We start from the raw sequence: 24,467 nt of genomic DNA, 5'->3' as shown, positions 1-24,467 counted from the left end.
CTATATTTCATTGTTCGTGCTTTTTATCAGGCGGCAATCGGAGACGCCGGTTGCGCCTGCGGCGTAATGCAAATAAACGGCCTGAAGAATCAGAGCCCGTGCTATGAATGCATGGACAGCAAAAGCCTCGGGAGGAGCGCGCATTGGCGCTGAAGAACAGACCGGTCCCGCGCGAGCCGCTGCCCGACGCCGATGTCCATTCGGAAGGGTTCCGGCAGACGCGCGAAGCGCGCCGCAGCGCGCTGGTCGAGGATTATGTCGAGCTGATCGCCGACCTGATCGAGGACGGCAACGAGGCGCGCCAGGTCGACATCGCAGCGAGGCTCGGCGTCGCCCAGCCTACCGTGGCTAAGATGCTGACGCGGCTGTGCGCCGACGGTCTGGTGTCGCGAAAGCCCTATCGCGGCGTGTTCCTGACCGATACTGGGCGCAAGGTCGCGGAGGAAAGCCGGATCCGCCACCAGACGGTGGAAGCTTTTTTGCGCTCGCTCGGTGTCAGTGCCGAAACGGCGCGCATCGATGCCGAGGGCATCGAGCATCATGTCAGCGCCGAGACGCTGGAAGCCTTCCGCAAGGCGATGACGGCGGCGCACTGAACCGCACTGCCGTCGGATTTCCCCAGCCTCCGGAACCCTCGCGCGCTAAGCACGTTACTTCTGACACCGCGCGATGTCGCGCAGCAAGGGAGGAAGCGATGGGCGTTGAACAGGCACCGACCGCAAAGGGCAAGCAGGCGGCCAAGGGACTGAAACAGGCGGCGGCGAGAGATGAGCGCAAGACCGAGGCCGAGACCGGCCATCCGCTGAAAAAAGGCGCGGCGCGTTTCGAGGAGCGTTCGAAGAGCTCCGACGGCAAGAGCGCCGGCGCCAAGCAGAAAGATTAGACGTCTGTCAGGCTGACGTCAGCGGCTGTAGGCAAAGGCTGGCTGTTGGGACGTGGTGACGGCGCCTTTCTTGCGGCAGTATCGCTTGGCCCTCCGCTATGGCTCCGGGCGTTCGAGCCCTTTGAAAGGTCCACTGGACCTTTCAATTTTCCTGCGGCAAACCGGTCTCTCACCCCCTGACATCCTGCACCCAGCTTCTGGGATGCCCGTCGACGCGAAACTGGAAGATGAAATAGGGCGGAATGCAGGTGCCCTTGCCGGTCCTTGCTTGCGCCAGATCGTCGTAGCCGGCGGTGCAAATGTAGTCCTCGCGGCAGGGATGCGCCTTGTCGCAGGAGCGCAGGCCGCCGGTCTTGGTGAACTCCCTGGTGCAGAATTTGTGGTATTTGCCCGACGCGATGCAGTCGTTGAAGCCGGTCTTGGCCAGACGTCCGCACGTCGCCTCGTCGGGTAGCTTGTCGCAGCTTGCCTTGCGCAGCATGCCGCCGGGAAAGCCGCCGGTCTTCTGCTGCGGATTGTCGTAGCGCTGGCGCGCCGCGCCATAGCCGGCGAGCTTCACCAGCGGCTTCTTGTCCCGCGCCGGGTCGATGGCGCAGGCCTTGGCGGTGGCGGGTGACAGGCGGCAATACTGGTCGTTGCCCCATGTCGACATTTTGATCTCGCCGAACTCGACGGGATCACCGACCGCCGTGCCGGCCTCGCTGACGCAGGTGCCGAAGCCCGGATGGATGGCGCTTTCATGGACGCCGGCGCAGCGCAGGCCCGTGCCGCAGATCCAGTCCCTGAAGCTTGGATCCTCGCCGCGATAGCAGATCGAGCCCCAGCCATTGTAGAGGTCGGTGCCTTGCAGCGCCTCGGCATATTTCGCGTCGGGACGGGCGGCGAAGCCGCGCGTAAAGTCCGGATGGCCGCCGGCGGCGAACTGCTCGACGATGGCGCGGCGGCGCGGCAGGTCGGCAAAGAACACGGCCGAACCGGGCACGAAGACGGCGTTGCGGCGGGGCTCGCTGGCCGGGTCGGCGCCGGTGTAGTGGAACCCAGCAATGCCATGCGTCTGGTGGCAGCCGGTACAGCTCATCTCGTTGAGCCGCAGGTCGAAGCCGGCCACCGACTTGATGGTGGCGAGCGTGTTGCCTTTGGCGACATAATCCTTCAGCGCCTTGTCGATGTCGGCATCGTCGACCAGTCCGTAGGCGATGTTGTTCTGCGACCGGCTCAGCCCGCCGGGTGCAACGGAGACGGCGCTCCTGGCCAGGAACTTTTCGTCGATGACCAGCCGGCCATGATCGAGGTCGTAGATGTTGCGGTCGGTGAGCAGCCATTTGGCGAAGGACTGCTTGTCGGCCAGCACAGTAGCGCGGTCGATCTGGTTTTCCATCTTCGCTTCATAGAAGCTGGACATAGCCGGATCCCATTTGAAGATCTTCAGCAGGTACTCCGCATGGCCGCCGAAATCGCGCCGCGTCGAGGCCGACAGCCTGAGCACCTGCATGTTGAGCTCGAGCCGCATGACCTGCGACGAATTCAGCATGGCACCTGACAGCGGCCCTTCCTCGGAGCGCAGCCAGGCGGCAAGCTGGTCGGGTGGCAGGTCTTTTTTTCCGGCTGCCAGCCAGCGCTGGGCGACATCGGCGCAGGACACTTCGGTGCCGGCAGGCAAATCCTTCGAGGCGCGGGCTTGTGCCTGCCTGGGCTTGGCGTTGAACACCAGGCTCATGGTCAGCGGCAGGCGCGAGGAAATGCGCTGGGCGGCCTTTCCCTTGGCTGGCTTTTCCGCGACGGAATAGTGGAACCGGTAGATCAGCCGGATTTCGCCGCATTCGGTGTGGCCGAGATAGCCGCGATCCATGCGGTTGACGACGCCGGTCAGGTCCAGCGTCGAACCGTCGTCATCGATGTATTTCGGATTGAACTTCTGGCTGGTGTCCTTCGACTTCGCCATGGCAGCGACATAGGGGTCGGGGCTGGTCTTCGGTTCGTCGGCGATCTGCTGTTTGACTGTGTCGCGCACCGTAGCCAGTGCCGGCACCGAAAATAGGCCGCGATTGTCGACCTCGCGGGTGAGGCCGAGCGCCGGTCCGAGCAGACGGCTGATCGACAGGCCGCCGCGCTCCAGCGCCTGCAAGGTGGCGGGGTCGGTGACGGCAACGCTGGAATCGAGCGTGACGGCACGGGCGGTCCCGATATCGAAACTAGTCAATGCCGTCAGCAACAGCAGGAATTGGCCGATCTTCCGCAAAGCGCCCCCGCTACCCAGAGCATTGGATATTAGCGGTCTTCCATGGTCTCGGCCATGGGGACGATTACGACGTCGTGCTACGCGCCGCAACGATCCTGACCGCAAGGCGACCCTGTGGCCAAAAGGCCGTCGAAAAATGCTGTGACTTGGTGCAACCATTGGGATAATTGTTTGTTGGGTTGAGCCCCGGAACAACGGGGAGGTTCGCAGCACGAGGAGTTGCCATGCTCTGGAAGGGCCGTCGTCAGAGTGACAATATCGAGGACGACCGCAGCGACAGCGGCGGCGGAATCGGCGGCGGCAGCCCTGGTCAGTTCCGCATCCCGATCGGCGGCCGTGCCGGTGGCGGCGGCAGCATCTTCCTCGTCATCCTGGTCGTGCTGGCCGGATGGTATTTCGGCTTCGATCCGTCGACGATCCTGGGTGGCGGCGACGGTGGCCTGCTGCCGGGCGGCGGCGGTCAGATCACCGACAACAGCGGCGGTGGCCAGGACAGCGGCGCGGGTACGCCCGCCAATGACGAGATGAAGCAGTTCGTCGCGACCGTGCTGGCCGAGACCGAGGACACCTGGACCGGCATCTTCAAATCGCAGGGGCTGACCTATGAAGATCCCAAGCTGGTGCTGTTTTCCGGCCAGGTCCGCTCGGCCTGCGGCTTTGCCTCCGCGGCGGCGGGACCGTTCTATTGTCCTGGCGACCACAAGGTCTATCTCGACATGACCTTCTTCCAGCAGCTCGACCAGCAATTCGGCGCTTCGGGCGAATTCGCGCGAGCCTATGTGGTCGCGCATGAGGTCGGGCACCACGTGCAAAACCTGACTGGCATCATGTCCAAGTTCAACCAGATGCGGCAAGGCATGAGCGAAGCCGATGCCAACCAGCTGTCGGTGCGCATCGAGCTCCAGGCCGACTGCTTCGCCGGTGTGTGGGCGCATTACACCGCGCAGAAGGGCATATTGGAGCAGGGCGACATGGAAAGCGCGCTGAACGCCGCCAAGCAGATCGGCGACGACACGCTGCAGAAGAAGACACAAGGCTATGTCGTTCCGGAAAGCTTCAATCACGGCACCTCGCAGCAGCGGCAGACCTGGCTGGCGCGCGGTTACAAGAGCGGCAAGCTTTCGGATTGCAACACTCTGAGCGGGCCAATTTGATTAGCCGCTTCCGGGCACTGACCTGACGGCCAAATGCCGTCAGGGGCTGTCAGGATGAAAGACTCCGGACTGTTCCCTTATTGTTCCTTGCTGCGGGCTCGCCTATAAGGTGCGTCCGCCTGCGCCCCCGGGCGACCACAGGAGCCTGGCCATCATGATCGATCCCAAAACCGCCAGACGGGGCCTTGCGCTCGTCTTCACCACGCTGCTGCTCGACATCATCGGCTTCGGCATGATCATGCCGGTGCTGCCGGCCTATCTCAGGGAATTGACCGGGGTGAGCATCAGCGGCGCGGCGATCGAAGGCGGCTGGCTGTTCTTCGTCTACGCGGCGATGCAGTTCGTCTTCGCGCCCATCATGGGCGGCTTGAGCGACCGGTTCGGGCGGCGGCCGATCCTGCTCGCCTCGGTGCTGACGTTTTCCATCGACAACCTGATCTGTGCCGTTGCCTGGTCCTATCCGATGCTGTTCATCGGGCGCGTGCTGGCCGGCATTTCGGGCGCCAGCTACTCGACGACATCCGCCTTCATCGCCGACATCTCGAACGATGAGAATAGGGCGAAGAATTTCGGCCTGCTCGGCATCGCCTTTGGCGTCGGCTTCGTCATCGGGCCGGTTCTGGGCGGGCTGCTCGGCACGTTCGGACCACGCGTGCCGTTCTATTTCGCCGCCGGGCTCGCCTTCGTGAACTTCCTGATCGCGCTGTTTTTCCTGCCGGAAACGCTGGATGACAAGCATCGCCGCCGCTTCGAGTGGAAACGCGCCAACCCGGTCGGCACGCTTCTCCAGATGCGCCAGTACCATGGCATCGGCTGGATCGGGCTTGCCTTCTTCCTGATGACGCTCGGGCACATGATGTATCCGGCGGTGTGGTCGTTCGTCTCCAACTATCGCTATGGCTGGAGCGAGCAGCAGATCGGCTTCTCGCTCGGGGCCTTCGGGCTGTGCGGGGCGATCGTCATGGCGACGGTGCTGCCGCGCGTGATCCCCAGGCTTGGCGAATGGAAGACGGCGGTGATCGGTCTTGCCTTCACCGCGCTCAGCGCCTTCGGCTACGCCTTCGCGTCGCAGGGCTGGATGATCTATGCGGTGATCGTCGTCGGCTGTCTCGAAGCGCTGGCCGACCCGCCATTGAGGAGCCTCGCCGCAGCCAAGGTGCCGCCTTCGGCGCAGGGTGAGTTGCAGGGCGCGATGACCTCGATCTTCTCTATCACCTCGATCATCACGCCGCTGCTCTATACGGCGATCTTTTCGTGGTTCACCGGGCCGAACGCGCCGGTGACCTTCGGCGGCGCGCCCTACCTGGTCGGTGCGTGTTTCCTGACACTGGCAGTCATCGTCTTTGTGACGAAAGTTGCGCGGCCCGCGGCGCTCGGAAATGTCGCGGCCATCGAAAACAACGCAAATTAATTAAGAGGTCAAAAGAAGAAACGAGCAGATCACCAATATCATTATTATCTGCTCAAATCTCATTTTACGTGATCTGTATGCACCAAATTTATCTACGAGTATTTTGTCGTGGCTATCATATTTTATAAGGCCGTAAATCATCAATATAACTATTGCTAATAAAAACACGGCCGTCCTGTTGCGGTCTCTGAGAAAGTTTTCTCTATTGAATATAACAATCCATCCGCCTATCCCATTTGCAACTAAAGTAAATATAGAAAAGACGATAAAAATAGATAACGCATATAACTTCTTTAAAATTCCGGTCATAGAGTTGGCTCAGTTTGTTTGACGGGAGATTCCCAATCTATAACTGGAACACTGCCATTGGTTAGGTCGCCTCGGCAAAACGGTATCATGGTGAAGTAGGCTTCTTCAGGCAAGCGCGGAATCGGACGTTTTTCGGTGGGCGCGAGGCGCGGGTGCGGGCAGCACTCGCGGCAGTGGCCGCCGAGATCGGTGCCGGCGATCTGGCGGCCGTCGCCATCGCCTGGCTGCTGCGTCATCCGGCCCGGCTGGTGCCGGTGCTGGGCTCGATGAAGCCGGAACGGCTGGCCGCCATGGTCAAGGCGCTCGACATCGTGCTCGACCGCCAGCAATGGTTCGCCATCCTGGAGGCTAGCGAAGGCCGGCCGGTGGCGTAGATCAGGTACTAGGTTTCGATCCATTCGCTGGGAATATCCAGCGTCTTTGCCAGCATGGCACTGGTCTGCGCCGATGGTTTGCGACGATTGGATTCGAGGTCCGACAGGAAACCTTGGCTGACACCAATGGCAGTCGCCAAATCGGCCTGTGTCAGGTTGCGCCAATTGCGCAGCGCCTTTAGCCGGCTCGAGCCCCGCAAGATATCCATGGTCACGGCAGCGGGCAGGTTTTTTTCCGTTTTGAGCTCGGCCTTCCGTTCATCGTAGATCGCCACATCCGCAGCGTCTTCCACGGCTTCTTCGGCGGCATGCAGCAATGCCTCGTAGTCAGCCTTCGGGATGACGACCAGTTCTTCGCCGGTTGAGGTCTTGATGATTTGCGGGGCGTTCATGATGTCCTGTCCTATGGCTCCTATGGCCGACTGTAGGTCGTCGTTTCACGCTTGCCGATGTAGATCGCGAGGATCGTGGTGCGGTCTTCGTCGAATATGACGCGGTAGCGGCCAATCCGCAGTCTATAACCGTTCCGGCCGGCAAGACGCTTTACATCTCCACGGCCGCTGACGGCGTAAGTGATCAAACCTTCGGAGACCTGCTCGCGGACATCGGCCGGCAGGTTGTCGAGATCGCGAGCCGCCGATACCGAAAGGATGATCGTCTTCACAACGAACAATATCGCAGATTTATCGCTTTGTGTTAAGCGATATTATAGCTAACGGCCGGTCCTGGAGGGATCAGGCCCGCTCGGCCAGCAATTCCTCGCCGCGCTTTTCGCGGATCAAATTGACGAAGCGGCGGAACAGATAGTGCGAATCCTGTGGGCCGGGCGAAGCCTCGGGGTGATGCTGGACCGAGAACACCGGCCGGCCGGTGAGCGCGATGCCGCAGTTCGAACCGTCGAACAGCGAGACATGGGTTTCCTCGACGCCTGATGGCAGCGAGTCGGCATCGACGGCGAAGCCATGGTTCATCGAGACGATCTCGACCTTGCCAGTGGTGTGGTCCTTGACCGGATGGTTGGCGCCGTGATGGCCCTGATGCATCTTGGCGGTCTTGCCGCCCAGCGCCAGCGCCAGCATCTGGTGGCCGAGGCAGATCCCGAACACCGGGATGTCGGTCTTCAACAGATCCTGGATGACCGGCACGGCATAGTCGCCGGTGGCTTCCGGGTCGCCAGGGCCGTTGGAGAGGAAGATGCCGTCCGGCTGCATGGCGAGGATTTCCTCGGCGCCCGTCTTGGCCGGCACCACGGTGACCTTGGCGCCAAGGCCGGCGAGCAGGCGCAATATGTTGCGCTTGACGCCGTAGTCGATGGCAACGACATGCATTGTCGGCTCGGTCTGTTCGCCAAAGCCTTCGTTCCACACCCAGGGCGTCTCGCGCCAGACCGAGGACTGGCCCGACGTGACCTCCTTGGCGAGGTCGAGCCCGATCAGGCCCGACCATGCGGCGGCGCGGCGCTTCAGATCGTCGAGGTCGAACACGCCATCGGGCGCATGCGCGATGACGGCGTTGGGCATGCCCTTTTCGCGGATCAGCGCGGTCAGTGCACGGGTGTCGATGCCCGACAGGGCGACGATGCCACGCTTCTTCAGCCATTGGTCGAGGCCGGTGCCGGCGCGGTAGTTGGACGGGTTCGTGACATCGGCCTTGAACACGGCGCCGACGGCGCCGGCGCGGGCGGCCGGATTGAGGTCCTCGATGTCCTCGTCATTGGTGCCGATATTGCCGATATGCGGGAAGGTGAAGGTGACGATCTGGCCGGCATAGGACGGGTCGGTGAGGATCTCCTGGTAGCCGGTGAGCGCCGTGTTGAAGCAGACTTCGGCGACAGCGGAGCCGGTGGCGCCGAGGCCGCGACCTTCGATGACGGTGCCGTCGGCCAGCACCAACAGCGCGGTCGGCTTTTCGGTGGTCCAAGGGGCGGTCATCGTGGCCATGGCGGCACTCCTAAAAGGCTACGCCCTTCGATTGGCCCGGCGGACCTTGGCGCAGCAAACGGCGCACGGCAGCGATTTCGCAAGCCTGCGCGCAGTCAAAACTCAGTTCATGCAAGGCCCAGTACATAGGGGAAGGGGCCAAAGCGGTCAATGATGCCGGCACCGAGCGGCATGGATTTATTTCATCGAACAATATCAGCTATTTGACGTCTGCCTTCGGGATTTGCCTTGCGCATTCCCCGGCGCTATTGTCCGCGCCGATCGAAGGAGAATACACCATGCGCGGAAAAATCGCCGAATCCCTGAAGAGCGCGATGAAGGCGCAGGACAAGCACCGGCTGCCGACATTGCGGCTGATCCAGGCCGCCATCCACGACCGCGACATCGCCAATCGCGGTTCGGCAAAGGAGCCGGCCAGCGACGAGGAGATCCTGCAGATCCTGGCCAAGATGGTGAAGCAGCGCGAGGAATCGGCCAAGGCCTTCGACGACGGCAAACGGCCGGAACTGGCCGCGCAGGAGCGCGGCGAGATGGAGATTATCCGCACCTTCCTGCCGACGCAGTTGGACGATGCCGCCATCCAGGCTGCGGCGCGCGAGGCGATTGCGGCGACGGGAGCAGCCAGCCAGAAGGACATGGGCAAGGTGATCGGCGCGCTGAAGCAGAAATATGCCGGCCAGATGGATTTCGGCAAGGCGAGCGGCATCGTCAAAAGCCTGTTGCAGTAGGGGACTGAGGTCCGCAATCCAGCAGAGTGAAGCGGACTTCACGGCCCCTTGCAGATCGGTACCGGCTGCGGCGGCGGTGCCGGGTGATCCTTCCTGTATTGAGCGATGATCGGCTCGAGGGTCTTTCGCGGCCAGAATTTCGGCTTGCCGATTTCCTTCAGGCAGGATGCGTTCCAATAGGCGCCCGACTGCGAAGGGTTGGCGGCCACCGCGGCGATGTCGCCTGATTCGGGATAGATGTAGAGCGTCGTCGGATTGTCCTTCACCATCGAGATGATCTGCCGGGCATCCGTCGGCGACCAACTGGTGCAGCCATTGCTGCGGCCGCCAGTATAGGCGACCAGCTTGCCGAACGGCACCAGACCGTCATGATCGGCATATGAGCTGTTCGGATTTTTGCGCATGCACTGGGCGCGCAGCACCTGCGCCGCGTGACCGCCGATCACCCGCTGCCTGGCGTTGGCGGCTTCGCCTTCGCCGTCGAACTGTATGAAGGTGCGCAGGAAAGCCGCATCCTGCTTGGCGCCGGTGCTATAAAAGCCTTTGAACGACGTTTTCGCCTCGTGCGTCATATAGGCTCCGCCGGCCGTGAGTTCCGAATCCATGGCGTTGCCGAAGTTCTTCGAGCACCGCCTGCCATTCGAAAAATCGACAGTGCCTTTCAGGTTGCGGCCGCCGCCATGACCCGACGAGATCGCGCGAAACGACTGGCTGGCTTCGCAGATGACATAATACCGGCGCCCGAGCACGCCATTACCCAGATCGCCGGGGCGTGTTGCATCCATGGCAAAGTAGCAGGGGTTCTTGACGGCACCTTGCGCCACCTTCTTCAGGTAAAGCGCGCGCGCCCGTTCCAGCACCACTTGTGAGATCTGACCGTCGCTGTCGCCGACATGGGCCTGCAGCCAGGCTGGAACGCCTGATGGTGCGGCTGAGGATCGAGCCGACACCGTCAAGGCAATGACGGCGACGAGGAGGCTGAGGATCGGGACGATACCCACAGGGATGAATCTCAACCGCACCGGTCACTTCTCCTGCCAAAGCCGTTTGCTTGCGGTGTTGCCGCTGGGAATCGATCATAAAGGGCCTTGCATTATCAGGCGAAACACATCTTGTTTAGCGCCCCCTTTGTTTGCGCGCCCTTTCTGCGCAAACGGACCTACGCCGACCTGCTGGCTCCAGGCGTGCGGCGGACGTCTCCGCATCTTTGACTGTCCGCGATTTTCGATCCCTTCGGATTGAGCTATCATCTGATTCTGGCGCAGCCCACGCCTCCTCCCTCCGCTGGGAAAGCATCATTCATGCTGGGCTATCCGATTACCGAACCGACTGTTCGAGCACCGCTGCCAAACCGCCGCGCGGGTTGTCAGGGCATAAGGAGGGATTGCGAAAACGGCTCACACCAGGAGGTTTTGCGATGAAGCTGTCCGCGCCCATCCACCGTCTCAAGCGTCAAGCCAGGCTGTTGTCTCGCAAGGGCAAGATTGCGCTCCCACGAAGCGCTTGATCGTGTTGCAACCGAGGAAGGTTTCAGCAGCTGGAGTCTGCTTGCAGCCAGGGCAGTCGAGGTGGCGCCTGCCGGAACATTGTTTGCGCAACTAGCGCCCGGCGATCTGGTCCTGGTGGGTGCGCGGCCCGGCCACGGCAAGACGCTGATGAGCCTCGAACTCGCAATCGAAGCCATGAAGTCTGGCCATCGCGGCGTGTCTTTCACGCTGGAGTACACGCAAAGGGATGTGCTGGACCGGTTTCGCGCCATCGGGGCGGATCCGGTGCAGTTCAACGATCAGTTCACATTCGATAATTCCGACGCCATCAGCGCCGACTACATCGTCAGTGCGTTGAGCGACCCGTCGCGCGGCACGCTGGTGTTGATCGATTATCCGCAATTGCTTGATCAGAAGCGGGAAAACCCGGACCTGATGGTGCAGGCCGCACGCTGAAGGCGTTTGCCGGCGACAGGGGATTGATCCTCGTCTTCCTCTCGCAGATCGATCGGTCATACGATCCGGCGAAGAAGCCGGTTCCCGACATCAGCGATGTCCGGTTGCCGAACCCGCTGGATCTGTCGCTGTTCAACAAGACATGCTTCCTGAACGAGGGCGAAATCCGGTTCCAGGAAGCGAGCTGACGGATCTGTCAAGCAGCCTTCATTGGGCGGCAGCCGTCAGATTCAGGAGGTGCGCAACCGATGTCGGATTGTGTTGCGCGCGCAGCGCGTCGGCCGACTGACGAACGACTTCGGAAATCCGCAACAGCTGTTTGGCGATCGGGCTGGTGTTGCGCCAGACCATGCCGATCGTGCGCGAGGGCTGGGGGCTTCTGAAGCGCGCGACGGAGACCGGCGCCGAGCGCGTTTCCACCGCCACGGCCATTTCCGGAATCAAGGTGACACCGATGCCGGCGCCGACCATCTGCACCAGGGTCGACAGCGAGCTGCCGTCCAGCAACTCACGCGGCCGTGCCGAATGCATGCTGCAGAACGACAGCGCCTGATCGCGGAAACAATGGCCCTCTTCCAGGAGAAGCAGCCGCATTTCGCGCAGCATTTCGCGATTGGGCACCGGCTTTCCCTCGTCCTCGCCGGGCCGGACCAGCACGAAGTTTTCGGCAAACAGCACGACCTCCGTCAACGACGGTTCGGACACCGGCAGCGCGACGATAGCCGCATCAAGCCGACCGTCCGCCAGTTCCTGGATCAGCTTTTGCGTCAGCGTCTCGCGCACGTGGATATCGAGGCCGTCATGCATGCGCGAGAGGTTGCCGATGATGGTTGGCAAAAGGTAGGGCGCGACCGTCGGGATGACGCCGATGCGCAGCCGGCCGACCAGTCTGTCACGCGAAGAGCGGGCGAGATCAGTCAGTTCGTCCACCGAGCGCAGGATGCCGCGCACGCGCAGGGCAAATTCCTCGCCGAAATTGGTCAGCCGGACCTGGCGCGGGCCTCTTTCGAACAGCTCGGTGCCGAGCGTCTCTTCCAATTCCTTGATCTGCACCGAAATGGCGGGCTGGGAGATCGCACAGGCATCCGCCGCGCGTCCAGAATGGTTGTGCCGCGCCAGCGCCTCGAAATAGCGCAACTGCTTCAGGGTCAGATTTGCCATAACCCCACCTTATCTTTGTGATCAGTAAATCCAACTTAAATTAATCGAGCCGCTTTGCTATAGAGTCTGGTAGGGAGATGAAAGGCAGCCGACGCCACAGTCCGCATCATCGGTGTGGGCGTGCGTTCTGGGTTGTTTTTGTTTCAACACAATCTTGTCCAGGGCAGGCTCAGGGCAGTAGGACATTTCGCATATTCGGGCTCATGACCGTCGCGGCGGCCACGGAGCCGTCTCGAAGGGCATTACAGGCCCTTGTTCACGCAGCCGTTGAGGGCAAAGCTCAACACAGCCACGATCGGAGAAAACATGGACGCCAACACAGACGATAACAGCAAGGGTAAATGCCCGGTCGTGCACACCGCCGTTGGCAGGGGCAACCGCGACTGGTGGCCGAATCAGCTCAATGTCCAGGTTCTCCACCAGCAGTCGCCGCTGTCCGATCCGATGGGCGAGGCGTTCGACTATGCCGAGGAATTCAAGAGCCTCGATCTCGATGCCGTCATCAAGGATCTGCATGCGCTGATGACGGATTCGCAGGAGTGGTGGCCTGCCGACTTCGGCCATTACGGGCCACTGTTCGTCCGCATGGCCTGGCACAGCGCCGGCACCTACCGCATCGCCGACGGCCGTGGCGGCGCCGGGGCCGGTCAGCAGCGCTTCGCGCCGCTGAACAGCTGGCCGGACAACGTCAACCTCGACAAGGCGCGCCGGCTGCTGTGGCCGATCAAGCAGAAATACGGCCGCAAGATCTCGTGGGCCGACCTTTTGATCCTCACCGGCAACGTCGCGCTGGAATCGATGGGCTTCAAGACCTTCGGTTTCGCCGGCGGGCGCGCCGACGTCTGGGAGCCGGAGCAGGACATCTACTGGGGTCCCGAAGGCAAGTGGCTGGCTGACGAGCGCTACAGCGGCGATCGCGACCTGCAGAATCCGCTCGCCGCCGTGCAGATGGGGCTGATCTACGTCAATCCGGAAGGGCCGAACGGCAATCCGGATCCGCTGGCCTCGGCGCGCGATATCAGAGACACCTTCGCGCGCATGGCGATGAACGACGAGGAGACCGTAGCCCTCATCGCAGGCGGCCACACCTTCGGCAAGACCCATGGCGCCGGCGATGCGAGCCTGGTGGGCGTCGAGCCGGAAGGCGCTGATATCGAGCAGCAGGGTCTTGGCTGGGCGAGCAAATTCGGCACAGGCAAGGGCGGCGACACCATCGGCAGCGGCCTGGAGGTGATCTGGACGACGACGCCGACCAAGTGGAGCAACAACTTCTTCGACAATCTGTTTGGCTTCGAATGGGAGCTGACCAAGAGCCCGGCCGGCGCGCATCAGTGGACGCCGAAGGGTGGCGCGGGCGCCGGCACTGTGCCGGACGCACATGACTCGGCCAAGCGTCACGCACCCTCCATGCTGACCACCGATCTCGCCCTGCGTTTCGATCCCTCCTACGCAACGATCTCGAAGCGCTTCCATGAGAATCCGGATCAGTTCGCCGATGCCTTCGCCCGCGCCTGGTACAAGCTGACCCATCGCGACATGGGCCCGCTCGTGCGTTATCTTGGCCCGTTGGTTCCCAAGGAGGAACTGCCCTGGCAGGACGTCATCCCGGCGGTCGATCATGTCTTGATCGACGAAGAGGATGCTGCCGCGCTCAAGGCCAAGATCCTGGCGTCCGGCCTGTCGGTGTCGCAGCTGGTCTCGGTGGCCTGGGCGTCGGCCTCGACCTTCCGTGGTTCCGACAAGCGCGGCGGCGCCAATGGCGCGCGCATTCGCCTCGCGCCGCAGAAAGACTGGGCCGTCAACCAGCCGGCTGAACTCGCCAAGGTGCTCGAAAAGCTCGAAGCGATCCAGAAGGACTTCAATGCCTCGCAGACCGGCAGCAAGAAAGTCTCGCTTGCCGACCTGATCGTTCTCGGTGGCGGTGCCGCCGTCGAGAAGGCCGCCAAGGACGCGGGCCACAGCGTGGACGTTCCCTTCTGGCCGGGCCGTATGGACGCTTCGCAGGAGCAGACCGACATCCACTCCTTCGCGCCGCTGGAGCCGACGGTTGACGGCTTCCGCAATTATGTCAGCGGCAAGCAACGGCTGACCGTCGAGGAGGCGCTGGTCGACCGTGCGCAGCTGCTGACGCTGACCGCGCCGGAGATGACGGTTCTCGTCGGCGGTCTGCGCGTTCTCGGTGCCAATGCCGGGCAGTCCAAGCACGGCGTCTTCACCAAGCAGCCGGAAGCGCTGAGCAACGACTTCTTCGTCAACCTGCTCGACATGGGCACGGAGTGGAAGGCGGCATCGGAGGCCAAAGACGTGTTCGAAGGCCGCGACCGCAAGACAGGCGAAATCAAGTGGACCGGCACCCGCGCCGATCTGATCTTCGGTTCGCACTCACAGCTGCGGGCGCTGGCCGAAGCCTATGCAACGGCGGACGCCAAGGCGAAATTCGCTCGGGATTTCGTTGTGGCATGGACCAAGGTGATGAACGCCGACCGCTTCGACATCGCCTGAGATCGCGTAAGGGCACTCCGGCGCGGCCGCGCCGGAGTGCCAGTCCTCCCAAGGACCTAAGATCGGGGCCGCGTTTCCAGCGATGGGAGCGCGGCCCTTGTCGTAAGAGGCCGCGCTTTGGTGGACCGTGCCTTCCCGGGCAAGGATGCTATTTTACCGGCGTAGCGTCTTCACGGTGCATCCATGATCGAAATCGTCAAACCCGCGCTCGAACATTTGCCGTCCTACAAGGCGGCGCTCGAACGCGGCTGGTCGCCGGACAATGTGCGACAGCTGGAAACGACGCGCGAGCAGCTTGTGGCAATCGAGAGGAATCCGGTGGCTTTTCTCGCCGACCTCGATGATCCCCAGGCCAAGGGCGGCCCGATCACTTTGCCCGACGGCAAGCAGGTACCGCGCCTGCCGGGCTTCCGCCGCTGGATCTGGGACGGCGAGGCATCGGGCTCGATCGGCTTTCGCTGGCAGAAGGGCACGGCGGAACTGCCGCCGCATGTGCTCGGTCATATTGGCTATGCGGTGGTGCCATGGAAGCGGCGACGCGGCTACGCCACGGAAGCGCTGCGGCTGATGCTGGACGAGGCGAGGGCGGTCGGCCTGCCCTATGTCGAGATCACCGCCAAGCCGGGCAATCCGGCATCGCACAGGGTGATCCTAGCCAATGGCGGCAAGCTCGTCGAACGCTTCTTCGAGGACGCCGCCTCTGGCGGGGTGGAGAGTTTGCGGTTCCGGATCGAGCTGTAGGGGCGCGCCCCTCTCAACCGTGCTCGTCAGCGCACAGAGCGTGGTCGGACAGCGCGCGGATGACGTAGCAGTCACCAACCGTCTTGCCATTGCAGCAGGTGGCGATGCGTTCGAGCTCGGCCTCCAGCCGCCTCAGCTGGGCAATCTTCTCCCTCACCGAGATCAGTTGTTCCTCGGCGATCCGGTCGGCATGGCCGCATGGCTGCTCGGGGTGGCCGCTCAATTCGATCAGCGAGCGGATGTCCTCGACGGCGAAGCCGAGGTCGCGGGCGTGGCGGATGAAGGCCAGCCGCTCCAACTCCTGCTTGGAGTAACGGCGCTGGTTGCCTTCCGAACGCTCGGGCGCGGCGACCAGGCCCATCTGTTCGTAATAGCGGATGGTCGGTACTTTGACGCCGGTACGGCGGGAGAGTTCACCGATCGAAAACATGAATTTTGCCTCTTGAAGCTCTAGTGACTAGAGCAATTACAGTGCCTGACATCAGCATTCAAGACTCATGCGGCGACGCCGCTCGGGCAAGACAGCAGGTGATGTGATGACCGCGCCCCTCAAGCAGCAAACAATCGGGCAGACACGGTTCAAGATCGGCGGCATGGACTGCGCCTCCTGCGCGGCTAAGATCGATACGGCGGTGCGCCGGCTCGACGGCGTCGCCGATGTCTCGGTTTCGGTGACCGGCGCCAGCATGACGGTCAGCCATGGCGGTTCGCTCAACGATGGCAAGGTGCTGCAGCAGGTGGCACGGCTCGGCTACGGCATCGTCAAGGCAGAGGGACGCGTCGCGCCGGTGTCGGACAAGGCGCATGCCGATCACGACCACCATGACCACGAAGGTCACAATCACGAACGCCACAATCATGCGGGCCACGATGCCGGCGAACAGACTGCCAAGATCAATGGTTCCACCCATCTCCACGGCGATGCGGAGCCGGGGCAGGCGTGGTGGCGCTCCCGCCGGGCAGCGCTGACATTGGCTTGCGCGGCGGCGCTTGTTGCCGCCTACGGCATCGGCCATCTGGTCTCAGTGGCCGAGCGCTGGGTGTTCCTGGCCGCTTTGCTGGTCGGTCTGCTGCCGATCGCGCGGCGCGCGCTGATGGCGGCATTGGCCGGCACGCCGTTTTCGATCGAGATGCTGATGACCATCGCGGCGATAGGCGCTGTGATGATCGGCGCCACGGAAGAAGCCGCCGCCGTGGTGATGCTGTTCCTGGTCGGCGAACTTCTGGAACGTGTTGCCGCCGGCCGCGCGCGGGCGAGCATCCAGGGACTTGCCGATCTGGTGCCGAAGACAGCACTGGTCGAGCGGGCAGGCGGCACATCAGAGGTTCCCGCCGAAGACCTTGCGGTCGGCGATGTCATCGTGGTGCGGCCGGGCGACCGCATCCCCGCCGATGGCGAGATCGTTGAAGGGGCTGGTGACATCGACGAGGCGCCGGTGACCGGCGAGAGCACACCGAAGCGCAAGGGGATCGCGGAAGCCGTCTTCGCCGGCACGATCAGCACCGACGGCGTGCTCAAGATACGGGTGACTGCGGCCGCTTCCGACAACACCATCGCCCGCGTCGTGCGGCTGGTGGAGGAGGCGCAGGAGGCCAAGGCGCCGACAGAGCGTTTTATCGATCGCTTCTCGCGTTATCACACGCCGGCCGTGCTGGCGGTCGGCGCGCTGGTGGCGCTGCTGCCGCCGCTGCTCATTGGTGGCGACTGGAACGGATGGATCTACAAGGGCCTGGCGATCCTGCTGATCGGCTGCCCCTGCGCCCTGGTCATCTCGACGCCTGCGGCGATCGCCGCAGGGCTGGCGACCGGCGCGCGGCGTGGTCTGTTGATGAAAGGTGGTGCCGTGCTGGAAGGGTTTCGCCGGATCACGGCGGTGGCCTTCGACAAGACCGGCACGCTGACGGCGGGCAAGCCTGTCGTCACCGACATTGTGGCGTATGGAAGGGATGAACGCACCGTGCTGGCGCTGGCGGCAGCGCTGGAGCAGGGCTCCAGCCATCCGTTGGCCATGGCGATCCTGGGCCGGGCCAAGGCCGACAAAGCGCCGGTGCCGCCGGCCCTGGCGGCCAAGGCGATTTCCGGCAAGGGTGTCGAGGGCAGCGTCGGCGGCGTTGCGGTCTTCCTCGGCTCCGGCCAGGAGGCGGGCGAACGCGCCGTGATGACCGAAGCGCAGCGCCTTGCCGTCGACAGCCTCAACGGCCAAGGCAAGACGGTGTCGGTACTTGTTGCCGATGGCGTGGTGGCCGGGCTGATCGCCATGCGCGACGAGCCGCGGCCGGATGCGGCTGCCGGGATCGCGGCGCTGAAGGCAGAGGGCATCCGCGCGGTGATGCTGACCGGCGACAACCGCCGCACGGCAGAAGCCATCGCTGCGTCGCTCGGCATCGAGGCGCGGGCGGAGCTGTTGCCGCAGGACAAGCAGCGCATCGTCGGCGAATTACAGCGCGAGGGGCTGAAGGTCGCCAAGGTCGGCGACGGCATCAACGACGCGCCGGCGCTGGCCGCCGCCGACATCGGCATCGCAATGGGTGGCGGCACCGATGTGGCGCTGGAAACCGCCGACGCGGCGATCCTGCACGGCCGCGTCATGGATGTCGCGCGCATGGTAAAACTGTCGCGGGCGGTGATGGCCAATATTGGTCAGAACATCAGCGTGGCGCTCGGGCTGAAGGCGGTGTTCCTGGTCACCACCATTGCCGGCATCACCGGCCTGTGGCCGGCGATCCTGGCAGACACCGGCGCCACCGTGCTGGTCACCGCCAACGCCATGCGCCTGCTGCGCTGGCGCGGGTGAGGGCCTCAGCTTCGTAGCTACTCCGCTGGGGTCGTCTGCGGCGGCGCGGCGTTACTGCGCCCCTCCCAGACATAGGAGGCGAGCGCCACCGCCACGGCGACAAGCATGGCGATGGCGCCGAGCAGCGGCAGGCTGCGGTAGCCATAGCCGCTATTCAGCATGGCGGCGCCTAGCGACGCGGCCAGCGCGATGCCGACATTGAAGCCGGACGGAATGAGCGACGAAGCGAGGTTCGAGGCGTCCGCCGTCCAGGCAAGGATGCGGGTCTGGATCGGTGTTCCAATAGCGAAGTTGAGACCGCCCCAGATGACGATCGCGGCAATCATAGGCAAGGGATAGGGGCTAACGGCATAGATCACGCCAAGCGTCACCGCCTGCAGCGCCAGCATGGTGATCAGTGACGGCATCAGCTTCCAGTCGGAGAGCTTACCGCCGAGGAAGACGCCGAGCGTTGCGCCGACGCCGTTGAGCAGCAACACCCACGGCACCAGGTTCTCGTCGAGCCCGGTGACCTCAAGCAGTGTCGGCGTGATATAGGTGAACAGGCCGAACTGGCCGATCATCAGCATCAGCATCAGGATCAGCGAGGTCCAGACCTGCTGGCGGGCCAGCACGCGAACCTCGCGGGCGAAACCGGCTGGCCTGGCCGACGATCCGGTCGTGCGCGGCAAAAGGGCTGCCATGGCAAGCGTTGCCGCCACGCCGAGCGCGCACATCACCCAGAAGGTCGCGCGCCAGCCCCAGATATTGCCGATCGCGGTGCCGGCGGGTACGCCGATGACGTTGGAGACGGTGAGGCCGGACAGGATGACGGCAACCGCCATGCCGCGCTGGTCCTCGCGCACAAGACCGACGGCGACGACCATGGCGACGCCGAAATAGGCGCCGTGCGCGACCGCAACGGCAATGCGCAACAAAAGCATCGAGGTGAAGTCGGGCGCCAGCGCGCAGGCCGCCTGGCCAATGGTGAAGGCGATGGCGAGACCGAGCAGCAAGGTCTTGCGCGACAGCGACTTGGTGGCGAGCGCCAGCAGCGGACCGCCGATGGCGATGCCGCAGGCGTAGCCGGAGACGAGATAACCGGCGGAGGGAACCGAAACGTCAAGACCTTGCGCCACTTGTGGCAGTACGCCAGCGATGACGAATTCGGTGGTGCCGAAGGCAAAGGCAGCGATGAACAGGGCGATGAGCGGAAGCGACATGGCGGGAAGCGATCCTGAGCAAAGCGCCTCAAACCACGGATGGGCTTTGCGGGCAATCCAGAAATTGTTGGCGCCGCTTTTGCTTTTCTTGATCGGGTTCTCGATGGTCATCTGCTCGCGCGACGGTCGGGTGAGGCGCGCTGGCTCGGTCTTGCGCCGAGGCCGCTAAGCTGTGGTCTTGCGCCCGTAGGGAATCTTGAGCCATGCCCGTTCGTGGAGATAATAGAGCAGCGATTTGGTGACGACCTCGGTCAGGCCGATGGTCGCGGCGAGCTTGATGCTTCCAGTTATGACGAGTGAAATGATTATCGTGTCGATGGTGCCGGTCACACGCCAGGAGAGCGCCTTGGCGAAACTGCGCGAATGGGTGTCCATCGATTTCCTCCGAAAGGCTGGGCCAATGGACCCTTATCCCGACTGGGGGAAACAGAGCAAAGGTATTTTGCCGCCGAAACGATGGCGGTGCTTGACGGTGTCGTGATCAGCTCGCCTTCAGCCGCGACCCGGTGAGCAGGCCGCGCTCTTCCAGCACCGGATAGGCCATCGAGGCCAGCAGCGAGTTGATCTGTTTCAGGTCGCGGATGGTGTCGAGATGGATCGAGCTGGTCTCGACGCTCTTGGCCGTGCCGTCGCGCAGCCGCACGAAATGGCTGGCGCTGGTTTCCTTCTCGCGGTCGCGCAACTGGTCCTTTTCCAGCACCAGCTGGCGGGCAGTCTCGGGATCGCGCGACACCAGCACGTTGAAGGCGAGCCGGGCATTGGCCAGTACCGAGCTGTGGAAGGCGAACAATTCACTCCAGCCCTCGTCGGTGAATTCCAGTCCGCGCTCGAACTTCTTCTTCACATGCACCAGCATGTTGCGCACGATGATGTCGCCGACCTGCTCCAGCTTGACACAGGCGCCGATCAGCTCCTGGCAGCGCAGCGCTTCGTCCTCGGTCAGCGGGTTTCTGGTAAGCTTGGCCAGATAGAGCTTGATCGCGGCATGCTTCCTGTCGACGCGGTCGTCGAGTGCGGCCAGAGCCTTGATCTTGTCGGCGTCGGCGCTCTCGTAGAGCTCGATGATGCGCTTGAGCATGATCTCGACGGTCTCGCAGACCCGCACCACCTCGCGGGTGGCGTTGGCCAGCGCCTGGCTCGGCACGTCGAGCGCGCTCTCGTTGAGCGCGGACAGTTCGACGACGTCGAGTGTGCTGGCCAGCGCCGGCTTGGCGCCCAGTGCGACGATCTTCTCCGAGGCGCGATAGACTAAGCCGGCCAGCGGCAGGCCGGCGAGCAGGATCAGCACATTGAACAGGATGTGGGCATTGACGATCTGATCCGCCGCCGTCGAGCCGAGAAAGGCGAAGTGGGGCCTGAAAATCATGACCAGGATCAGCATGACCAGCGAGCCAAGACCGCGCATCAGGAGGTTGCCGATCGGCACGACTCGCACTTCGGGGCTTGACGAGCGGGTCAGCATCGGCGCGATGATCGATGAGCCGAGATTGACACCAAGGATGAGAACGACGCCGAGTTCGGGCGTGATCAGGCCACGGCCGGCCAGCGTCGCCATCAAGAGCACCGCCGCGATGCTCGACTGGAACAGCCAGGTGATCAGCGCCGCCAGCAGGTAGGCGGTGATGGAATCGGTGGAAAAGTAATTGATGATGACCGGCATGAGTTGGCTGTTGCGCAGCGGCTCCGATGCCTGGCCGATCATTTCCAGCGACAGGATCAAAAGGCCGATGCCGACCAGGATGCGGCCGGACTGGCGCCAGTCGCGCCGCTCGGTGGCCATGAACATGACCGTGCCGGTGATCAGGCAGAGCGGCACCAGCAGGGTGAGATCGAAGGTCAGCAGCTTGACCACCAGCGCCGAGCCGATCTCGGCGCCGCGCACGGCAAGCTGGCCGGCGGCGCCCGAGACGATGCCGGACCCGGCGAAGGAGCCGACCAGCAACGTGACGGCGGTGGAGCTCTGCAGGGCGATGGCGAGGCCGGTGCCGGCCAGCACCGCCATGATCGGATTGCGCATGGTGGCGCGCAAACGGTGGCGCAGCACGTCGCCATAGGCGCGCTCGACGCCGGTTTTCACCATGCGGGTGGCAAACAGCATCAGCGCCACGGCGCCGGCCAGATGCAGAAGGACGACGGACCCGCTCATGTCGCCGCCTGCATGAAAACAGGGCGCGCGCCCTGTTTGGCGGGGCGAGCTGGATGAGAAGCGGGGTTACGAATCATGATCATGGTGTTGGTCGATATTAGCTTGAATATTTTAGCCGGATAATAAAATTTTGTCGATTTCGATGGGCCGTTGCCGCGCGACAGGCGGTGTCGGAAAATGGATGGACGCGCAAATCGCATTGCCGCGCCGCTCGCTCCTACCTTTGCGACGATGTTCAACTCCTTCGATTAAAAGACGGAATTCATTACACAATTGTAATGCGGATGTTCAGTTTCGGTTCATCGGTGGGCCAGTACTGCTTGGGCATCGACAACCAAGGAGACTGTCTCATGAAACGCATTGTCCTTTCCGCCCTCGCTTTCTCGATGCTCGCCGCCACGTCGCTCACCGGCCAGTCCGCACCGCTGAATGCACCGGTCGCTCCGCAGTCGAACACCAGTCAGGTCGACTGGCAGAAGCCCGGCAAGCATGTCGACGTCAGGAAGCGTGTCGTGAAGAAGACGGTCGTCGTGAAGCGCAGCCATTGGCGCAACGGCCAGAAATATTCCGGCTGGAGGCAGCACCGGCCGATCCGCGACTATGGCCGCTACGGCCTGCATCGTCCCGGACGTGGCCAGGAATGGATCCGCGTCGGCAACGACTATGTGCTGGTCGGTGTCCTCTCCGGCGTCATCTTCGGCGCGCTTGCCGCGCAGTAACCGACACCTTGCCGGACATTGAAGGGGAGGCGGCCCGCAACGGCCGCCTTTCTTTTTGCCCTGTGGAAACCGGGTATGGCCCGCATTAGGGGTCGTCGGACTTCGCAGGCATGATTATATGGTGGGGAAACGAGTTCCCCGATGCGCTTTCCACCCGCCTTCCTCAACGAGATCCGCGACCGCGTGCCGATTTCATCGGTTGTCGGCCAGCGCGTCGCATGGGACCGGAAGAAGACCAACGCGCCGCGCGGCGACTATTGGGCCTGTTGCCCGTTCCATGGCGAGAAGAGCCCGTCCTTCCACTGCGAGGACAAGAAGGGTCGCTACCATTGTTTCGGCTGTTCGGTCTCGGGCGATCATTTCAAGTTCCTCACCGAACTCGACGGGATGAGCTTTCCCGAAGCGGTCGAAAAGATCGCCGACATGGCCGGCGTGCCGATGCCGGTTCGCGATGCGCAGGAGGAGCGGCGCGAAAAGGAACGCGCCAGCCTGACCGATGTCATGGAGATGGCGACCAGCTTCTTCCAGGAACGGCTGCAAGGACCGGAAGGCGCCAAAGCCCGCGCCTATCTGCGCGATCGCGGGCTGACGCCGGCGACGCAGCAATCGTTCCGGCTCGGCTTCGCGCCCGACAGCCGCAATGCGCTCAAGGAGCATCTCGCCGCCAGGGGTGTGCCGAAGGCCGATATCGAGGCCTGCGGACTGGTGCGCCACGGCGACGACATCCCGGTTTCCTATGACTGGTTCCGCGACCGCATCATGTTTCCGATTCCGGATTCCAGAGGCAAGATCATCGCCTTTGGCGGCCGCGCGCTGCAGCCGGATGCGCTGGCCAAATACATGAACTCGCCCGACACCGAGCTCTTCCACAAGGGCAATGTGCTCTATAATTTCGCCCGCGCCCGCAAGGCTCTCGCCAAGGGCGGCACCGTCATCGCCGTCGAAGGTTATATGGACGTGATCGCACTGGCACAGGCGGGCTTCGAGAATGTCGTGGCGCCACTCGGCACCGCGCTCACCGAGAACCAGCTCGAGCTGTTGTGGCGCATGGCGCCGGAGCCGATGTTGTGTTTCGACGGCGACAAGGCCGGGCTGAAGGCGGCGTGGCGCGCCGCCGACATGGCGCTGCCGTCGGTGCAGGCCGGGCGCTCGGCGCGCTTTGCGCTGCTGCCGGAAGGCAAGGATCCCGACGACCTCGTCAAGGCCGAAGGATCGGACGCGTTCCGGGCGGTGCTGGCCGACGCACGGCCATTGGTCGACCTCTTGTGGATGCGCGAGACGGCGGGCGGGGTCTTCGACACGCCGGAGCGGCGGGCCGAACTCGAAAAGACACTGCGCGAGCTGACCAGCCGCATCCGCGACGAAAGCCTGCGCTACCATTATCAACAGGAGATGCGCGAGCGCGTGTTGAGCTTCTTCGGCTCGCAGCGCAGTGCGCGCCAAGGGCGTCAAGATGGCGGCCGGCCAGGCGAGCGCGGCCAGGGCAAGGCCGCCGCACCCGGCGGACAGTTCGCCAAGAGTGGTGGCGGCCGCATCGCAATCACTGAAAGCCTGGGCCAGTCGGCTTTGGTCAAACGCGGCGGCGAGGGGATGTCGGTGCGCGAGGCGACGATCATCGTCGCGTTGATTAATCATCCCGCGCTGATCGACGAGAATTTCGCTCATATCGAGTTTCTCGATCTCGCCAACTCCGATCTGAGGCGGCTGCATGCGGCGATCCTCGACGCGATGGCGCATGACATGGCCAATGACCGTCAGGCCGTTATCGCGACGGTCGAACGCGCCGGCTGCGCCGAGATCTGGGAGCGGGCCGTCGGCCTGATCCGGCGAATGCGGCAATGGCCGGCGCTCGAGACTGCCGCCCTTGAAGATGCCCGCGACGCTTTCAGCCAGGCGCTGCACTTGCAGCGCAGCGCGCGCACCTTACATAAGGAACTGAAACAGGCGGAAGCGGCGCTCGCCACCGATCCCACAGACGAAAACTACCGGCACCTGATCGAAATTCAGGCGCAATTTCAGGATGTACAGGCGACGGAAGCGCTGATCGAAGGATTCGGCGTGTCGTCGGGCAGGGCTGGGCGAGCTTAGAGCGTGATCCCGGAAAGTGGGAACCGGTTCTCGGACAAGATCATGCTCCTACCGAAAATGAGCGCGTGATCCCGGAAAGTGGGAAAGGATCATGCTTCCACCAAGAGAGAGACAGGGCTTATTCCGACCCAT

General features: G+C 63.2%; 20 protein-coding genes and 2 pseudogenes. 12 read left to right on the top strand and 10 right to left on the bottom strand.

The genetic code is table 11. The features are described 5' to 3' along the window. Positions 1-143 precede the first annotated feature (143 nt). Both mntR and ASD99_RS22090 read left to right on the top strand, forming a co-directional pair. Positions 144-596 carry a manganese-binding transcriptional regulator MntR gene (gene mntR / locus ASD99_RS22095; RefSeq protein ID WP_056595355.1) on the top strand — a complete coding sequence of 151 codons (453 nt, stop codon included), beginning with the start codon at positions 144-146 and terminating at the stop codon, positions 594-596. Between the two features lie 98 nt (positions 597-694). Further along, positions 695-883, top strand: coding sequence for a hypothetical protein (locus tag ASD99_RS22090; RefSeq protein ID WP_056595353.1), 189 nt, complete (start codon positions 695-697; stop codon positions 881-883). A 169-nt stretch (positions 884-1,052) separates the two neighbouring features. On the opposite strand, the gene ASD99_RS22085 is transcribed toward ASD99_RS22090, so the two are convergent. Then, positions 1,053-3,122, bottom strand: coding sequence for a hypothetical protein (locus tag ASD99_RS22085; RefSeq protein WP_057144860.1), 2,070 nt, complete (start codon positions 3,120-3,122; stop codon positions 1,053-1,055). Positions 3,123-3,346: 224 nt separating this feature from the next. On the opposite strand from ASD99_RS22085, the gene ASD99_RS22080 reads away from it, so the two are divergent. The 3 genes and pseudogenes from ASD99_RS22080 to ASD99_RS22065 form a co-directional block, all read left to right on the top strand. Then, positions 3,347-4,276: a neutral zinc metallopeptidase gene (locus tag ASD99_RS22080; protein WP_056595349.1), complete on the top strand. Its 930-nt coding sequence runs from the start codon at positions 3,347-3,349 to the stop codon at positions 4,274-4,276. Between the two features lie 154 nt (positions 4,277-4,430). Then, positions 4,431-5,687: a TCR/Tet family MFS transporter gene (locus ASD99_RS22075; RefSeq protein WP_057144859.1), complete on the top strand. Its 1,257-nt coding sequence runs from the start codon at positions 4,431-4,433 to the stop codon at positions 5,685-5,687. Positions 5,688-6,136: 449 nt separating this feature from the next. After that, a pseudogene (locus tag ASD99_RS22065) lies at positions 6,137-6,370 on the top strand (aldo/keto reductase); the annotation flags it as partial. Between the two features lie 8 nt (positions 6,371-6,378). Here the strand turns inward: ASD99_RS22065 and ASD99_RS22060 are convergent. From ASD99_RS22060 to carA, 3 genes are all read right to left on the bottom strand, one after another. Beyond that, a complete protein-coding gene (locus tag ASD99_RS22060; RefSeq protein WP_057144856.1) occupies positions 6,379-6,762 on the bottom strand; it encodes a helix-turn-helix domain-containing protein in 384 nt (127 codons plus the stop codon). 20 nt (positions 6,763-6,782) lie between these two features. Then, entirely contained in the window at positions 6,783-7,034 is a 252-nt protein-coding gene (locus tag ASD99_RS22055; RefSeq protein WP_023809686.1) for a type II toxin-antitoxin system RelE family toxin, read from the bottom strand. Between the two features lie 70 nt (positions 7,035-7,104). Beyond that, positions 7,105-8,310, bottom strand: a complete 1,206-nt coding sequence (carA, locus tag ASD99_RS22050) for a glutamine-hydrolyzing carbamoyl-phosphate synthase small subunit (RefSeq protein WP_056595345.1) — start codon at positions 8,308-8,310, stop codon at positions 7,105-7,107. 278 nt (positions 8,311-8,588) lie between these two features. Here carA and ASD99_RS22045 point away from each other — a divergent pair, with 278 nt between their 5' ends. Then, entirely contained in the window at positions 8,589-9,038 is a 450-nt protein-coding gene (locus ASD99_RS22045) for a GatB/YqeY domain-containing protein (RefSeq protein WP_056595342.1), read from the top strand. Between the two features lie 38 nt (positions 9,039-9,076). Here ASD99_RS22045 and ASD99_RS22040 read toward each other — a convergent pair whose 3' ends face one another. Further along, on the bottom strand, positions 9,077-10,060 hold the full coding sequence (locus tag ASD99_RS22040) for a hypothetical protein (protein ID WP_056595340.1): 984 nt from the start codon (positions 10,058-10,060) through the stop codon (positions 9,077-9,079). Between the two features lie 395 nt (positions 10,061-10,455). Between ASD99_RS22040 and ASD99_RS22035 the strand changes: the two are divergent. Beyond that, positions 10,456-11,169, top strand: a pseudogene (locus ASD99_RS22035) (DNA helicase). A gap of 19 nt (positions 11,170-11,188) precedes the next feature. On the opposite strand, the gene ASD99_RS22030 reads toward ASD99_RS22035, so the two are convergent. Then, complete coding sequence (locus tag ASD99_RS22030; protein WP_057144855.1) at positions 11,189-12,142, bottom strand: hydrogen peroxide-inducible genes activator; 954 nt, start codon at positions 12,140-12,142, stop codon at positions 11,189-11,191. A 306-nt stretch (positions 12,143-12,448) separates the two neighbouring features. On the opposite strand from ASD99_RS22030, the gene katG reads away from it, so the two are divergent. Continuing rightward, positions 12,449-14,644 carry a catalase/peroxidase HPI gene (katG, locus tag ASD99_RS22025; protein ID WP_082525754.1) on the top strand — a complete coding sequence of 732 codons (2,196 nt, stop codon included), beginning with the start codon at positions 12,449-12,451 and terminating at the stop codon, positions 14,642-14,644. 183 nt (positions 14,645-14,827) lie between these two features. Further along, positions 14,828-15,385, top strand: coding sequence for a GNAT family N-acetyltransferase (locus tag ASD99_RS22020; RefSeq protein WP_057144854.1), 558 nt, complete (start codon positions 14,828-14,830; stop codon positions 15,383-15,385). A 13-nt stretch (positions 15,386-15,398) separates the two neighbouring features. On the opposite strand, the gene ASD99_RS22015 is transcribed toward ASD99_RS22020, so the two are convergent. Further along, positions 15,399-15,815 carry a MerR family transcriptional regulator gene (locus ASD99_RS22015; RefSeq protein ID WP_057144853.1) on the bottom strand — a complete coding sequence of 139 codons (417 nt, stop codon included), beginning with the start codon at positions 15,813-15,815 and terminating at the stop codon, positions 15,399-15,401. 106 nt (positions 15,816-15,921) lie between these two features. Here ASD99_RS22015 and ASD99_RS22010 point away from each other — a divergent pair, with 106 nt between their 5' ends. Beyond that, positions 15,922-18,180 carry a heavy metal translocating P-type ATPase gene (locus ASD99_RS22010; RefSeq protein WP_057144934.1) on the top strand — a complete coding sequence of 753 codons (2,259 nt, stop codon included), beginning with the start codon at positions 15,922-15,924 and terminating at the stop codon, positions 18,178-18,180. A 17-nt stretch (positions 18,181-18,197) separates the two neighbouring features. Here the strand turns inward: ASD99_RS22010 and ASD99_RS22005 are convergent, their stop codons facing one another. From ASD99_RS22005 to ASD99_RS21995, 3 genes are all read right to left on the bottom strand, one after another. After that, a complete protein-coding gene (locus ASD99_RS22005) occupies positions 18,198-19,382 on the bottom strand; it encodes an MFS transporter (protein WP_056595956.1) in 1,185 nt (394 codons plus the stop codon). A gap of 165 nt (positions 19,383-19,547) precedes the next feature. Then, positions 19,548-19,757 carry a DUF2061 domain-containing protein gene (locus ASD99_RS22000; RefSeq protein ID WP_056595331.1) on the bottom strand — a complete coding sequence of 70 codons (210 nt, stop codon included), beginning with the start codon at positions 19,755-19,757 and terminating at the stop codon, positions 19,548-19,550. Between the two features lie 106 nt (positions 19,758-19,863). Next, positions 19,864-21,528, bottom strand: a complete 1,665-nt coding sequence (locus ASD99_RS21995; RefSeq protein WP_057144852.1) for a Na/Pi cotransporter family protein — start codon at positions 21,526-21,528, stop codon at positions 19,864-19,866. A gap of 350 nt (positions 21,529-21,878) precedes the next feature. On the opposite strand from ASD99_RS21995, the gene ASD99_RS21990 reads away from it, so the two are divergent. Together ASD99_RS21990 and dnaG are read left to right on the top strand one after the other, a co-directional pair. Continuing rightward, on the top strand, positions 21,879-22,247 hold the full coding sequence (locus ASD99_RS21990) for an RcnB family protein (RefSeq protein ID WP_057144933.1): 369 nt from the start codon (positions 21,879-21,881) through the stop codon (positions 22,245-22,247). A gap of 141 nt (positions 22,248-22,388) precedes the next feature. Further along, positions 22,389-24,335 carry a DNA primase gene (gene dnaG, locus ASD99_RS21985; RefSeq protein ID WP_057144851.1) on the top strand — a complete coding sequence of 649 codons (1,947 nt, stop codon included), beginning with the start codon at positions 22,389-22,391 and terminating at the stop codon, positions 24,333-24,335. Positions 24,336-24,467: the final 132 nt, after the last annotated feature.

Origin of the sequence: Mesorhizobium sp. Root695, assembly GCF_001428185.1 — a bacterium.
Classification (GTDB): Bacteria; Pseudomonadota; Alphaproteobacteria; order Rhizobiales; family Rhizobiaceae; genus Mesorhizobium.
The sequence above is the reverse complement of the archived record's forward strand: the minus strand, read 5'-3'. Positions and strand labels throughout refer to the sequence as shown.

Excerpts from the sequence above, each read along its gene's own strand:
- ASD99_RS22090 (WP_056595353.1), top strand. The coding sequence starts at position 695 with ATGGGCGTTGAACAGGCACCGACCGCAAAGGGCAAGCAGGCGGCCAAG.
- ASD99_RS22080 (WP_056595349.1), top strand. The coding sequence starts at position 3,347 with ATGCTCTGGAAGGGCCGTCGTCAGAGTGACAATATCGAGGACGACCGC.
- ASD99_RS22075 (WP_057144859.1), top strand. The coding sequence starts at position 4,431 with ATGATCGATCCCAAAACCGCCAGACGGGGCCTTGCGCTCGTCTTCACC.
- ASD99_RS22060 (WP_057144856.1), bottom strand. The coding sequence starts at position 6,762 with ATGAACGCCCCGCAAATCATCAAGACCTCAACCGGCGAAGAACTGGTC.
- carA (WP_056595345.1), bottom strand. The coding sequence starts at position 8,310 with ATGGCCACGATGACCGCCCCTTGGACCACCGAAAAGCCGACCGCGCTG.
- ASD99_RS22045 (WP_056595342.1), top strand. The coding sequence starts at position 8,589 with ATGCGCGGAAAAATCGCCGAATCCCTGAAGAGCGCGATGAAGGCGCAG.
- ASD99_RS22030 (WP_057144855.1), bottom strand. The coding sequence starts at position 12,142 with ATGGCAAATCTGACCCTGAAGCAGTTGCGCTATTTCGAGGCGCTGGCG.
- katG (WP_082525754.1), top strand. The coding sequence starts at position 12,449 with ATGGACGCCAACACAGACGATAACAGCAAGGGTAAATGCCCGGTCGTG.
- ASD99_RS22020 (WP_057144854.1), top strand. The coding sequence starts at position 14,828 with ATGATCGAAATCGTCAAACCCGCGCTCGAACATTTGCCGTCCTACAAG.
- ASD99_RS22015 (WP_057144853.1), bottom strand. The coding sequence starts at position 15,815 with ATGTTTTCGATCGGTGAACTCTCCCGCCGTACCGGCGTCAAAGTACCG.
- ASD99_RS22010 (WP_057144934.1), top strand. The coding sequence starts at position 15,922 with ATGACCGCGCCCCTCAAGCAGCAAACAATCGGGCAGACACGGTTCAAG.
- ASD99_RS22005 (WP_056595956.1), bottom strand. The coding sequence starts at position 19,382 with ATGTCGCTTCCGCTCATCGCCCTGTTCATCGCTGCCTTTGCCTTCGGC.
- ASD99_RS22000 (WP_056595331.1), bottom strand. The coding sequence starts at position 19,757 with ATGGACACCCATTCGCGCAGTTTCGCCAAGGCGCTCTCCTGGCGTGTG.
- ASD99_RS21995 (WP_057144852.1), bottom strand. The coding sequence starts at position 21,528 with ATGAGCGGGTCCGTCGTCCTTCTGCATCTGGCCGGCGCCGTGGCGCTG.
- ASD99_RS21990 (WP_057144933.1), top strand. The coding sequence starts at position 21,879 with ATGAAACGCATTGTCCTTTCCGCCCTCGCTTTCTCGATGCTCGCCGCC.
- dnaG (WP_057144851.1), top strand. The coding sequence starts at position 22,389 with ATGCGCTTTCCACCCGCCTTCCTCAACGAGATCCGCGACCGCGTGCCG.